Below are 12,873 nucleotides of genomic sequence, written 5' to 3'. Positions count from 1 at the left end.
CCACAAAGCGCATCGCGCGGACCACGATGACCCAGGTCCACAGGATCAACCAGTGACCGCCGACGGCTTGGCGGGACTGGATGACCGACGGCGCTCCTGGGCCCTCGACGCCGCCCGCCACATCAGCGCCGACCGGCTCCGCGAGCTGATCACGGGCCTGGTGAACATTCCCAGCCCGACCGGCGACGAGGGCCCGCTGGCCGCTCATATCGCCGACACCCTGCGCGCCGCCGGGTGCCACGCGGCGATCCAGCCCCTCGATGACCGCCAGGCCAACGCCTGGGGGCGGCTGACCGGTGACGGCACCGGCCCCGACCTCATGCTCTACGCCCCGATCGACACCCTGACGGTGGGCGAGGAGAGCGAGGACGTGCCGTGGATCGGACCGGAGCTGCGCGAGGACATGCGCCCCGCGGCCACCGTGTACGACGATCTGGTCACCGGGCTCGGCGCCTCCAACCCCAAGGGCCACGCGGCGTGCGTGATGATGGCCATCGAGGCGATCTCGCTGGCCGGTGTCCCGCTCACCGGTGACCTGGTCGCGGCCTTCGGCGCGGGCGGGATGCCCACCAACGCCCGGCCCGTGGGCACGCGCCTCAACACCGGCCAGGGCGCCGGGTGTTCGTTCCTGCTGGAGCAGGGCGTGTGGACCGACTACGCGGTCATCGCCAAGCCCGGCTGGACCGTCTCGTGGGACGAGGTGGGGCTGGTCTGGTTCGAGGTGACGGTCGGCGGCACCCACACCTACGCGGGCTCCCGCCACCGGCTCCCGTACGACAACGCCATCGCCCGCGCCGGGGAGGTGGCCGCGTACCTGGAGAAGTGGTTCGAGGGGTACGCCGAGCGGCACACCTCGGGCACGGTGGCGCCGCAGGGCATCGTCTCCTCCATCCGCGGCGGCTGGCCACGGATGGCGGCGGTCACCCCCGCCGTGTGCACCCTGATGGTGGACCTGCGGATCAGCCCGGACATCACACCGATGCGGGCCAAGCGCGAGTTCATGGACGCGCTGGCCGCGCTGCGGGCCGCCTCGCCCGGGCTCGACGTCCGGGCGGAGATGGTGCTGGCGATCCCCGGCACCCGCACCCCGCGCGAAACGTGGATCCACCGCAGCGCCACGGCCGCCTGGGAGGCGCTGGAGGGGCGCGAGCACGAGGTGATCCCCGGGAACAGCGGCGCCACCGACGCCAACATCCTGCGTGGCCGTGGCATCCCCACGGTGCGGGTCGGCATGCCCAAGGTGGCCGAGGCGCCGTTCGAGATCGACTTCGCCCGCGGGATGAACACGGTGTCGCTGCGGGCCATGGAGAAGCTCACGCGCCATCTGATCCGCACGGCCGTGGACACCGCCACCCGGTCCCGCGACGAGCTGGAAGGAGCAGGGGCATGACCGAGATCGTCCTGGGCGTCGGAGCGTCGCACAGCACGCTGATGAACACCCACTGGGAGGAGACGTACCACAAGGACCGCGCCGAGCGGTTCCGGGACGCGCTGGGCCAGGCGCGGGACGCGCTGGCCGCGGCCCGTCCGGACACGGTGATCCTGATCGGCTCCAACCACTTCCGGGGGTTCTGGCTCGACCTGATCCCCAGCTTCACCATCGGGGTGGACGAGTGCATCGCCAGCGGTGAGTCCGGCACCCCGAAGGGCCCGCAGCCGGTGGACCGGGAGCTGGCCCTGTACCTCGCGGGCTCGCTGGTGGAGCGGTCCGGTTTCGACGTGGCGTTCTCCGCCCGGCTTCAGATCGACCACGGCCAGTCGCACGCCGTCCAGTATCTGCTCGACGGGCTCGACGTCGACCTCGTACCGCTCGTGGTGAACGTCTTCGCGCCGCCGCTGCCCACCCTGGCGCGCTGCGAACAACTGGGCCGGGCGATCCGGGAGGCGGTCCTGGCCTTCCCCGGCGACCGCCGGGTGGCGGTCATCGGCTCCGGCGGGCTGTCCCACCGGCTGCCCTGGCCGGACTGGCGCGACCCGAACGGCGAGGACGAGGAGTTCATGGTCGGGGCCTGGCTCAACGGCCGGGAGAACTGGCAGGACTACGACGTGCGCCGCCGCCAGATCATCCGGGCCGCCGAGGCGTCGCTCAACCCGGAGTTCGACGAGGAAATCCTGTCCTGGATGGAACGCGGACAGGCCCACCGCATCACCGAGTACACCACCGCGGAACTGGAGAAGGTGGCCGGCAACGGCGCCCAGGAGCTGCGCACCTGGCTGCTGATGTCCGCGCTGCTCGATCACATCCCGGGCCGCCGCCTGGCCTATGAACCGATGCCCGAGTGGCTCACCGGCATGGGGGTCGCCGTCCTCGATCCCGCACAGGCCCCCGCACAGACCCCCGCGCAGACCAGCGAAAGGCAGTCATGAGCATCTGGAACGAGCTGTCGGGCATCGACTACCGGCACGCCTACGTCGAGACCGGCGACTTCAAGACCCGCGCCCTACAGGCCGGCCCCGAGGACGGCGAGCATGTGGTGTTCCTGCACGGGACGACCGGCCACCTGGAGGCGTTCGTACGGAACATCCCGGCGCATGCCGAGCGCTACCGCTGCCACTCCATCGACATGCTGGGCCACGGCTACACGGGCAAGCCCGACCGCCCGGCCGAGATTCCCCTGTACGTCGAGCACCTGATGGCCTACCTGGACGCCGTCGGCGCCGAGCGCGCCCATCTGGTCGGCGAGTCGCTGGGCGGCTGGGTGGGGTCGTGGGCCGCGAGCGAGCACCCGGACCGGGTCGCCTCCCTCCAACTGCTGTGCATGGGCGGCACGAAGATCAACCCGGCGATCATGGAGCGGCTGAAGACGTCCACCAGCGACGCGGCCCTCAAGGACGACATCGCCTTCACCCGGGAGCGGCTGCGGCTGCTGTGGGCGCACTGGGACGAGGAACTGGGCGAGGAGCTGACCCGGATCCGCTACGACATCTACCACCACCCCGACTTCCAGCGGAACCTGCACAATCTGCTGGCGCTCCAGGAGCCGGAGGCCCGCGAGCGCAACCTGCTGCGGCCCGACCGGATGGGCCGGATCAAGGCGCCGACCCTGGTGGTGTGGGGCAACAAGAACCCGCTGGGCGATGTGCCGGAGGCCGAGGCCATCGCGGCCGCGATCCCCGGGGCGCGGCTCGAGGTGTTCAACGAGTGCGGCCACTGGCCGCAGCACGAGAAGGCCGATCTGTACAACCCGCTCAGCCTGGAGTTCCTCGCCGCGTCCTCGGCCACCTGATCGTGAGGTTCCTGCCATGACCGTAGTCCCCATCGACCAAGCCGTCAGAACCTGTCCCGACCCGATGAACTCCGTCCTCGGCAAGGTCCGGTCCATCCTGGAGGCGTTCACCGCCGACGACGACTCGCTCTCGCTCGCCGATCTGGTGCGCCGTTCGGGAGTGGCGAAGGCGACCGTCCACCGGCTGTCCCAGGAGCTGGTCGCATGGGGGCTGCTGGAGCGGGCGGGCTGCAACTACCGGCTCGGGCTGCGCCTGTTCGAGATCGGGCAGCGGGTGCACCGGCAGCGCATCCTGCGGGAGGTGGCCCAGCCGTATATGGAGGATCTGCTGCTGGCCACGCGGGAGACCATCCACTTCGCCATCCATGACGGGCTGGACGTGGTGTACCTGGAGAAGATCCTCCCCCACCGGGGGCTGAGCGAGGAGTCGCGGGTGGCGGGGCGGCTTCCGCTGTACTGCACGGCGACCGGCAAGGCGATCCTCGCCCACTCCCCCGGCAGCCTGTTCGGCGAGGTGGTCAGGAGCGGCCTCAAGCCGTTCACCCGCCACACCATCACCTCTCCGGGCCGGCTGCGCACGCAACTGGACCGCGTCCGCGAGCAGGGCATCGCCACCGAGGCGGAGGAGGTCCGGCTCGGCTATATGAGCATGGCGGTCCCGGTCTTCGGCCGGCAGAACACCCTCGCCGGGGCCCTGTCGATCACGGCGCCGACCTACCGGGTGGACGCGATCGCCCACGCCAGCGCGCTGCGTACGGCGGGCCTTGGCATCAGCCGCTCGCTGAGGTCGGCGCTGTGACGGCGCCCGTCGTGTCCTCCCCCGCCCTGGAAGAGGTGCTGGCACGGGCGCGGGGGCTGATCGACCAGTGGCGGGAGGAGGACTGCGGCACCCCGACGGTCAAGGACTTCTGCCGTTACGCCGCCGCCCTCAACGACGGCGCGTATATCCGCCGGGCCCGCGCCCTGGAAGCGGACGGCCGCCCCGTCGAGGCGCCCGCCCTGTTCCTCGCGGCCACCATGAGCTGGGAGGACGGCCCGCCGGAGGACGAACTGCGGCCGGATGGCCTCGCCCAGCGTGAGTCGCCGTGCACCGAGGGTCTCGCGGTGCGCCAGGTGCACGGCGGCCAGTCGGTGCGCCTGGTCCGGCCCCCGGTGGCCGGAACGCGGATCACGGCGGCCCGTGCGGTCGTCTCCGCGCGGCACAAGCGCGGACGGTCGGGTGAGTTCGTCCTCCTGGGCGTCCGGACCCGGTTCCTGGCCCCCGACGGGAGCGAGCTGACGTCCGTGGACGAGACGATCGTGGTGCTCGACGCCACCGGAGGTGACCGATGACGGCGCCCGCTGCCGGGACCGAGTGTCCACCGCGCCGGTACGCCCACACCAGTGTGCAACTGTTCCGCTTCAGCGCCGTGTCGTGGAACGCGCACCGGATCCATTACGACGCCGCGTTCGCCGCGTCGGAGGGGTTTCCCGACACGGTGGTGCAGTCGACGCTGCACGGCGAGACGCTCAGCCGGAACGCCCTGGAGTGGGCCGGGCCGGGCGCCCGGCTGGAGTCGGTGGCGTGGCGCAACGTGGCCACGGCGGTGGCCGGTGAGGAGCTGACCTGGGCCGCGACGGTGTCCTCGGTCGAGGGCGGGCGGGTCCGGCTGGACGCGCGCATCCTCAAGGCCGACGGCTCCGAATGCGTCACGGGGACGGTGGAGGTGACGCTGGCCGGGTGAGAGCCCGGCTCGTCCGGGTGCGGGAGCGGGAGCGGTGGACCCAAGGCTGACGGGGGCCTTGGGTTCCACCGCTCCGGTGTGTCCGGGCCACGCTGTCCCGGCGCCACCGGTTCCTCGCCATGTCCCGGCGCCACCGGTTCCTCGCCGTGTCCCGGCGCCACCGGTTCCTCGCCGTGTCCCGGCAGGCGGACCGATTCCATTGGACCGTGATCCGGGCCTGCCTACGCTCCCTTTTCATGAGCGTTCTCAACGTTGAGCCGGTCGCCGCGGAGGACGCGGCGGTGGTCGAGACGGACATCCTGATCATCGGCGCCGGCCCGTCGGGCCTGTACGGCGCCTACTGCGCGGGCTTCCGCGGACTGCGGGTCGCCGTGATGGATGTGCTGCCCCAGCGGGGCGGCCAGATCAGCGCGATGTACCCGGAGAAACCGATCTTCGACATCGCCGGATTCGCCTCGGTCCGCGGCCGCGACCTGGTCGACAACCTGGTCGCCCAGGCGGAGACACACGGCACCCGCTACCTCCTCGGCCACCGCGCGACGGAGCTGTCCTACGACGACGGCCTGCCCGTGGTCCGCAGCGACCGGGGGACGACCGTGCGGGCCGGGGCGGTGGTGATCACCGGTGGCGTGGGGACCTTCACTCCCCGTCCGCTGCCGGCCGGGGAGGACTTCCTCGGCCGCGGCCAGGTGTACTTCGTGCCCGACCCCACCGCCCACGCCGGCCATGACGTGGTGGTCGTCGGCGGTGGCGACAGCGCCTTCGACTGGGCGGCCCTGCTGGCGCCCATGGCGCGCTCGGTCCGGCTGGTGCACCGCACAGCGCGGTTCCGCGCCCACCGCGCGTCGGTGGAGAAGGTCCGGGCACTGGGCATCGAGATCCTTACCGACTCCGAGGTCAGCGGCCTGTACGGCGGCGCGCTGCTGGAGGAGGTCGAGATCCGCCACCGCGTGACGAAGGACACCACGCGCCTCCCCGCGCAGACCGTGGTGGCGGCCCTCGGCTTCATCGCCGACCTCGGCCCGCTGCGGGACTGGGGCCTCGCCCTGGAGGCACGCCGGATCGCCGTGGACACCCACATGGCCACCAGCCTCCCCCGCGTCTTCGCGGCCGGCGACATCACCGACTACCCGGGCAAGGTGCGCCTGATCTCCGTCGGCTTCGGCGAGGCCGCCACGGCCGTCAACAACGCCGCCACGGTCATCGATCCGGAGGCGGCGCTGTTCCCCGGGCATTCCACCGAGAAGGAGAACTGACATGGCCTACGTCATCGGCGCGTCCTGCGTTGACATCATGGATCGGTCCTGCATGGAGGAGTGCCCGGTCGACTGCATCTACGAGGGCGAGCGCAAGCTCTACATCAACCCGGTGGAGTGCATCGACTGCGGCGCCTGCGAGGTCGCCTGCCCGGAGCAGGCGATCACCGTGGACCGGAAGGCGGATCCCGAGCACCGCGCGGACAACCGGCGGTTCTTCGAGGAGGTCCTGCCCGGCCGGGACGCCCCGCTGGGCACCCCCGGTGGCGCCGGGGCGGTCGGCCCGCTGGGCGCCGACACCGCTCTGGTGGGGGGCCGCTGAGCGCACCGGACGCGGCGCTCCAGCCGGTGGCCCCCGCCGGATTCTGACCACTCACACCATTCCTACCAGGCAAAAAAATCTCTATATTGTCCATCCTCAGAACTAATGGTGTCCTTGGTCGAGGCACACCAGCGGGCGAGGAGGGCATGTCGTGACGACTGCATCGGTGCCTCGTGGCAACGGCGAGGAAGCCGGGCCGGACGGGCGGTCCCCCAGGTCCGTCCTCGGCAAGGTCGGGCTCATCCTGTCCGCCTTCGGCGACGGCGACCTCGCCCTCAGTCTCACGGAGCTGACGGCCCGCACCGGGGTCGCCAAGGCCACGGTGCACCGGCTCTGCCAGGACCTCGTCGCCTGCGAAATGCTGGAGCGGGACGGCTCGGACTACCGGCTCGGCCTGCTGCTGTACTCGATCGGCCTGCGCGCGCCCCGGCAGCGCACCCTGCGCCACGCCGCACGACCTGCCCTGGAGAACCTCGCGCAGGCCCTCGACAGCCCGGTGAGCCTGTCCGTGCCGAACGGCAGCGAGCTGCTGTGCATCGACAACGCGGGCCGCCACCGCAACCGGGCCGGAGCCTCGATCGGCGGACGGCTGCTCCAACTGCACAGCACCGCCCCGGGAAAGCTCACCCTGGCCCTGCTGCCCGAGCAGTACCCGCTGGCGCGGCTGGCCCCCCATATGCGCCGGATGACCGCCCGTACCCTCACCGCCGACCGGCTCCCGGGCGAACTCGTCCGCATCCAGGAGCAGGGCTACGCCACCGACTGCGAGGAGCACCGGCTCGGCTATACCGCCGTGGCCGTGCCCGTGCGCGGGCCGCGGGACGGCGCCTACCTGGGCGCGCTGTCGGTGGTCGCCCCCACGGCACGCCAGAACGTGCCCCGTACGGTCGCGGCGCTGCGGACCGCATCGGAGGCCGTCACCACCCGGCTCTCGGTGATCGAGGCATACCGCACCGAGCCGTAGCCCACAGCCCCGGTCCGGAGCCCCTGGTCCGTGGCCCCCGGCCCGTAGCCCTCAGTCGACGAGCAGCCGGGCTATCCCGCGTTCGCTGAAGACGTCCCCGGTGGCGAGGGCCACCGCACCGTGCAGGGCCGAGGCGGCGCCGAGCTGCGTGGTGGTGATGGTCAGCTTCCGCGTGGCCAGTGGCAGGGCGCGCTGGTAGACCACCGCCCGCACCCCGGAGAGCAGGTCGTCGCGCAGTTCGCTGAGCGGCCCGCCGAGCACCAGGGTGCGGGGGTTGAACATGTAGACGAGCATGGCGGCGAGTTCACCGATCTCGGTGGCCGCCTGCCGCAGGGCCCGGACGGCGGGCGGGTCGTTGTTCGCGACGCGCTCCGCGAGTTCGTGGACCCCGTGCAGCGGGTCCTCCTCGGTGGACTCGGGGATGCCCAGGTTCAGCAGTACGGCGCGGTGCGAGGCGATGGCGCGCACACAGCCGACGTTGCCGCAGGTGCACAGGGCGGTGCCGCCGCCGAGGGACCGGATGTGGCCGACATCGCCGGCCGCGCCGTCCGCGCCGCGGTAGATCCGGCCCTCCGAGGTGGCGAGCCCCGCCCCGATCCCGGTGGCGATCTTGAGGCAGAGCACCGGGGTTTCGGCGCGGGCGTGCACGGCCTCGCCGAGGGCCATGAGGTTCGCGTCGTTGTCGACCTGGGCGGGGGCGCGGAACCGGGTCCGCAGCCGTTCGGCGACCGGGAAGCCGTCCCAGCCGGGCATGCCGTTGGGCCGGAGCGGGGAGCCGCGCCACGGGTCCACCGGGGCGGGCAGCCCCATCACCACCTGGCGGACCCGGTCCGGATCGCACCCGGACCGCTCCAGCAGGGCGAACAGCCGGTCGCACACCAGCTCCAGGACCGTTTCCGGCCCCGCGTCGATCCGCACGAGCACCGTGTCCCGCGCGAGGATGCGTCCGCCGAGGTCGGCGATCGCGATCCGCGTCTCCAGGTTGTCGACGTCGGCGACGGCGATGGTTCCCGCCCGCGGGCTCAGCGTCAGCAGCCGCGGGGGCCGCCCGCGCACCGATTCGCCGGACTCCAGCTCCTGGAGGATGTCGCGGCCGAGGAGTTGGTCCACCTGCTGGCCGACGGTGGAGCGGGCCAGACCACTGCGCCGCGCGATCTCGGCACGGTTCGTCGCCTCACCGGCCACCACGAGGTCCAGCACTCTGCGCAGTCCGACGGGGACCGCGGGCAGCAGTGCCCGGTCGGCGGAACGACCGTCATCTTCACGCATTTCCTCAACCTAGCCGTCGTGGATCACCGGCGACCAGCCTTCCTTTAAGACGTTATTAGTTTGCAAGGAAAATTAACAACTGCCTCTTGTTCGAGGTAACCGAACTAAACGAAGGTGTTGGGCGAGGCGAACACGCCCCAGTCAACCGTCAGAAGAGGGCCGTCCTCTAGCAATCCCAGTTCCCGAAGTCAATGGCGGTGGACCGCTCCACGAGGCGCTGCCCGCCTCCGCGGCACCCGTGCCGCGACCGTACGCGACCCGCGCACACCGCCCTGGCCTGCCCTTTTCTCAAGCGTGACCCGCCACAACACACGTTGAGCACCGCGGAAAACACATCGACCCGCGTTCCACTGAGCGGACTGTTCATCTCGTCCCGGCCCCGCCGGGGCCCTTGAATACTCGCCAACCCGGCGATACACCGACACTCCACACAAAGGTGTCGATCACTCGCATATCCGAACACCTCACGCATCACTCCCTGGGAGAGGAACCCCGGCCATGGCCAAAGAGACCCATCGCATCGGCATCCTGGGCAGCGGCAACATCTTCGGCCGGTATGTGACCGGCCTGGCCCGCTACCCGGAGCTGGAGATCGTGCGGGTGGGCGACATCGATGTGGCACGAGCGAAGCAGGCGGCCGCCGAGCATGCCATCCCGGCCTGGGGTGACGACGCGGAGCTGTACGCCGACGACTCGGTGGACATCGTCATCAACCTGACGCCGCCGGTCCACCACGCCCGCACCGTCATCACAGCCCTGGAAGCGGGCAAACACGTCTATGCCGAGAAGCCGTTGGCCACCACGGTCACCGACGGCGAGGCCGTCCTCGCGGCGGCCGCCCGCACCGGGCGCGTCCTCGGTTCGGCGCCGGACACCTTCCTCGGCAGCGCCGCCCAGACCGCGCGCAAGGCGATCGACTCGGGCTCGATCGGCGCCCCCATCGGCGCCACCGCCTTCATCGGGCACAGCAAGGCCGAGACCTGGCACCCCAACCCGGCCTTCCTGTTCCAGCCGGGTGGCGGCCCCGTGATGGACATGGGCCCGTACTACCTGGCCATCCTCGTCAACTGCCTCGGCCCCGTCTCCACCATCTCCGCGGCCGGCCGGATAGGCGTGCCCCGGCGCACGGTCACCGCCCCCGGACGGACCGTCGAGACCATCGACGTCACCATCCCCACCCACACCGGCGCCGTGCTCACCTTCGCCTCCGGCGTCATCGCCACCACCCAGATGAGTTTCGACGTCTGGGACAGCGACCTGCCGTACATCGAGATCTACGGCAGCGAGGGCACCCTCTCGCTGGCCAACCCGAACCACTTCGACGGTGATGTGCGGGTCCGGCGGCACGGCGATGGCGAATGGACCGTCCTGGAACCGGCCCTGGAACTCTTCGGCGCCGTCGGAACGCGCGAGCAGGCCCGCCGCGGGCTCGGCGTCCGTGATCTCGCAGGCGCCGTCGAGGGCGGGCCGCACCGTGCCAACGCCGCCTTCGCCTTCCATGTCCTCGAAGCCCTCTGCTCGTTGGAGGACTCCGCCCAGCAGGGCCGGTCCGTGACGCTGACCAGTTCATGTGAGCGCCCCGAGGCCCGCTTCACCGTCTGACACCCGCCCGCCCCACCGCCCGAACCCCGTGAAAGGACCCGCATGACCATGCGCCACGACCGGATCGCGATCAACCCCCTCCAGTGGATCGCCACCGATGACGGCTGGATCGACCCCGCGCTGGCACCGGCCCTGCCCGAGCGCCTCGAGGTCATCCGCGAGGCCGGTATCGCCGCCGTGCACGCGGATGTGCCCGCCGAGATGTCCGCCGCCGAATACGGCCGGCTGCTCGGCGAGCACGGCCTGGCGCCCGCCCCGGGCTATATCTCGGGCCCCCTCCCCGAGGACGAGAGCGGCCTGCGCGAACTGCTCGACAAGACCGACCGCGTCAGCACCCAGATGGCCGAACTGGGCCTGCCCACGGTCTTCGTGGCCACCGGGATGAACAAGCAGGCCCCCCGGGTGCACCGCCCGGCCGTGGGCGCCGAGGCCACTCCCGAACGGCTGGAGCGGGTGCGCGAGGTGTTCGCCCGCATGGGCGAGACCACCAAGGCCAACGGCGTCGCCGCCGCGTTCCACCCGCACATCGGCACCTGGGCGGAGACCGAGGAGGAGACCCGCTTCATCCTCGACGGCGTGGACGCCGACGTCCTCTCCTTCGGCCCGGACATCGGCCACCTCGGCTGGGCCGGTGCCGATGTCATCGGCCTCATCCGCGACTACGCCGAGCGGGTCGCCGCCCTGCACATCAAGGACTTCCACGCCGACATCGCCGAGCGGGGCCGCGCCGAGGCGTGGACCTATCAGCAGACCGTGCTGGCCGGTCTGTGGGCCGAGCCCGGCCACGCCTCGGTCGACATCCCCGCCACCCTGGCCGCGCTGCCCGCCGCCTTCGAAGGCTGGCTGGTGATCGAGGTCGACCGCGGCGCCCGGCCCACCCCCGAGGAGAGCGTCCGGCTCTGCGGCGAGTGGGCCCGGCAGCAGCACTGAGCGCGGCACCCGAGAACAGAAGGACGACATGCGAAGAATGGTCATGGCAGGGGCGGCCCTCGCCCTCGTGGCCGTGCCGGCGTGCAGCGGTGGCGTCGGCACCACGGCGTCCGCCACCGGAGACGACACCCTGACGCTGTCCATCGGCAACGCCCACACCGGCTGGGACCTGGCGTCCGCGGCCCTGGGCGACAACATCCAGTACTACGAGCCCGTCTTCGACTCGCTGGTCCGGCTGGACTCCAAGGCCCGCCCCCGGCCCAACCTGGCGACCTCCTGGTCCTACGACAGCGCGCACACCGTGCTGACCATGAAGCTCAGGAAGGACGTGCGGTTCACCGACGGTACGGTGCTGGACGCGACCGCGGTGCGCAAGAGCCTGCTCCACAACAAGGAAGGCACCAACGAGGCCGCCGGCAAACTGCGCGCCATCGACTCGGTGGCGGCCGTGGACCCCCGGACCGTGGCCATTCACCTGTCGGCGCCCGACCCGCAGCTCGTGGTGAACCTCGGCGACCCCTCAGGCATGATCGCCAGCCCAAAGGATCTGGCGGCGAAGGGCGGTCCGGTCGGCTCGGGCCCCTACGTCCTGGACAAGGGCGCCACGACCAACGGCAGCACCTATGCCTTCACCCGCAACCCGCACTACTGGAACAGGAAGGCGTACCCCTTCGACAAGATCGTCATCAAGAACATCAGCGACCCCACCGCACGTCTCAACGCCCTGCTCGGCGGGCAGGCCGACTGGGCCCGGATCACCCCGCAGACCGCCGAGCACGCCAAGAGCCGGGGCCTCGAGGTGCAAGGGCACGCCGACAGCGTCGAGGGCCTGTACATCTGGGACCGCACCGGGAGGATCGTGCCGGCCCTGGGCAAGGCGAAGGTGCGCCAGGCCCTGAACCACGCCTTCGACCGCGAGTCGATCGTCAAGAAGCTCAACCTCGGCTACGCCACGGCCACCTCACAGATGGCGACCGCCGGCAGCACCTGGTACGACACATCCCTCGAGAGCAACTACGCCTACGACCCGGCCAAGGCCAAAAGGCTGCTCGCCGAGGCGGGCTATCCCAACGGTTTCACCGTCACCATGCCCGATGTCTCCTCCGTCGCGCCGGGCCAGCAGGTGGTCATGACGCAGGCCCTGGAGGACATCGGCATCAAGGTCGAGGTGGACAAGATCCCGTTCACCCGGCTGTTCACGGCCCTCCAGTCCGGCCAGTACGCGATGTCGTGGTTCAAGCTCCAGTCCGGCCAGCCCTGGGACTTCATCCAGTCCGAACTGGCCAAGGGCGCCGCCTGGAACCCCGCCAAGGACTTCGACCCCAAGCTGAACTCCATGATCGACAAGGCGCAGAAGGCCCGGGGAGCGGCACAGACCGCCGCGTTCCGCGCGATCAACGCCTATCTCCAGAACCACGCCTTCAACGCGCCCTGGGATGTGCTGGACGCCGTCCAGGGCAACTCCAAGAAGATCAAGGTGACGCCCCGGGCCTTTGTCTCGGCGGTACCGATCTACGACATGGCCCCCGCCGGCTGACGCGACGGCGGAGCGGACCGCACACCGCCCCGCCCCGTCCGC

Annotated in this window: 13 protein-coding genes; 12 read left to right on the top strand and 1 reads right to left on the bottom strand. The window is 71.2% G+C overall.

Features of this window, described 5'->3' with window-relative positions:
• Positions 1-52: 52 nt before the first annotated feature.
• The 9 genes from ACK1X7_RS44995 (at position 53) to ACK1X7_RS44955 (ending at position 7,493) form a co-directional block, all read left to right on the top strand.
• Positions 53-1,390, top strand: a complete 1,338-nt coding sequence (locus ACK1X7_RS44995; protein ID WP_385157083.1) for a M20 family metallopeptidase — start codon at positions 53-55, stop codon at positions 1,388-1,390.
• Positions 1,387-2,367, top strand: a complete 981-nt coding sequence (locus ACK1X7_RS44990) for a catechol 1,2-dioxygenase (RefSeq protein WP_390794973.1) — start codon at positions 1,387-1,389, stop codon at positions 2,365-2,367. Before ACK1X7_RS44995 ends, ACK1X7_RS44990 begins: the two co-directional genes overlap by 4 nt.
• Complete coding sequence (locus ACK1X7_RS44985; RefSeq protein WP_385157077.1) at positions 2,364-3,227, top strand: alpha/beta fold hydrolase; 864 nt, start codon at positions 2,364-2,366, stop codon at positions 3,225-3,227. Before ACK1X7_RS44990 ends, ACK1X7_RS44985 begins: the two co-directional genes overlap by 4 nt.
• A 16-nt stretch (positions 3,228-3,243) precedes the next feature.
• Positions 3,244-4,026 carry an IclR family transcriptional regulator gene (locus ACK1X7_RS44980; protein ID WP_351901510.1) on the top strand — a complete coding sequence of 261 codons (783 nt, stop codon included), beginning with the start codon at positions 3,244-3,246 and terminating at the stop codon, positions 4,024-4,026.
• Entirely contained in the window at positions 4,023-4,559 is a 537-nt protein-coding gene (locus ACK1X7_RS44975) for a hypothetical protein (protein ID WP_385157074.1), read from the top strand. The genes ACK1X7_RS44980 and ACK1X7_RS44975 overlap by 4 nt, the downstream gene beginning before the upstream one ends.
• Positions 4,556-4,951 (top strand): acyl dehydratase, encoded by a 396-nt coding sequence (locus ACK1X7_RS44970; RefSeq protein ID WP_361507599.1) that lies wholly within the window; start codon positions 4,556-4,558, stop codon positions 4,949-4,951. Before ACK1X7_RS44975 ends, ACK1X7_RS44970 begins: the two co-directional genes overlap by 4 nt.
• Positions 4,952-5,187: 236 nt before the next feature.
• Entirely contained in the window at positions 5,188-6,207 is a 1,020-nt protein-coding gene (locus ACK1X7_RS44965) for an NAD(P)/FAD-dependent oxidoreductase (RefSeq protein WP_413116657.1), read from the top strand.
• 1 nt (position 6,208) lies between these two features.
• The gene (locus tag ACK1X7_RS44960) at positions 6,209-6,529 is read left to right on the top strand and encodes an indolepyruvate ferredoxin oxidoreductase subunit alpha (protein WP_014057389.1); all 321 of its coding nucleotides are present in this window, start codon (positions 6,209-6,211) and stop codon (positions 6,527-6,529) included.
• A 151-nt stretch (positions 6,530-6,680) separates the two neighbouring features.
• Positions 6,681-7,493 carry an IclR family transcriptional regulator gene (locus tag ACK1X7_RS44955; RefSeq protein WP_385156993.1) on the top strand — a complete coding sequence of 271 codons (813 nt, stop codon included), beginning with the start codon at positions 6,681-6,683 and terminating at the stop codon, positions 7,491-7,493.
• A gap of 51 nt (positions 7,494-7,544) precedes the next feature.
• Here ACK1X7_RS44955 and ACK1X7_RS44950 read toward each other — a convergent pair whose 3' ends face one another.
• The gene (locus ACK1X7_RS44950) at positions 7,545-8,762 is read right to left on the bottom strand and encodes an ROK family protein (protein WP_413116656.1); all 1,218 of its coding nucleotides are present in this window, start codon (positions 8,760-8,762) and stop codon (positions 7,545-7,547) included.
• A gap of 498 nt (positions 8,763-9,260) precedes the next feature.
• On the opposite strand from ACK1X7_RS44950, the gene ACK1X7_RS44945 reads away from it, so the two are divergent.
• From ACK1X7_RS44945 to ACK1X7_RS44935, 3 genes are read left to right on the top strand one after another with little or no spacing between them, the layout of a single operon-like run.
• Complete coding sequence (locus ACK1X7_RS44945) at positions 9,261-10,364, top strand: Gfo/Idh/MocA family protein (RefSeq protein WP_385156987.1); 1,104 nt, start codon at positions 9,261-9,263, stop codon at positions 10,362-10,364.
• 42 nt (positions 10,365-10,406) lie between these two features.
• Complete coding sequence (locus ACK1X7_RS44940) at positions 10,407-11,294, top strand: sugar phosphate isomerase/epimerase family protein (RefSeq protein WP_390794975.1); 888 nt, start codon at positions 10,407-10,409, stop codon at positions 11,292-11,294.
• 28 nt (positions 11,295-11,322) lie between these two features.
• The gene (locus ACK1X7_RS44935; RefSeq protein ID WP_413116655.1) at positions 11,323-12,831 is read left to right on the top strand and encodes an ABC transporter substrate-binding protein; all 1,509 of its coding nucleotides are present in this window, start codon (positions 11,323-11,325) and stop codon (positions 12,829-12,831) included.
• Positions 12,832-12,873 lie beyond the last annotated feature (42 nt).

This window comes from Streptomyces sp. CY-1 (assembly GCF_047218265.1).
Lineage (GTDB): Bacteria > Actinomycetota > Actinomycetes > Streptomycetales > Streptomycetaceae > Streptomyces > Streptomyces niphimycinicus.
Note: the sequence above shows the minus strand (reverse complement) of the source record. Positions and strands in the feature narration are given on the sequence as shown.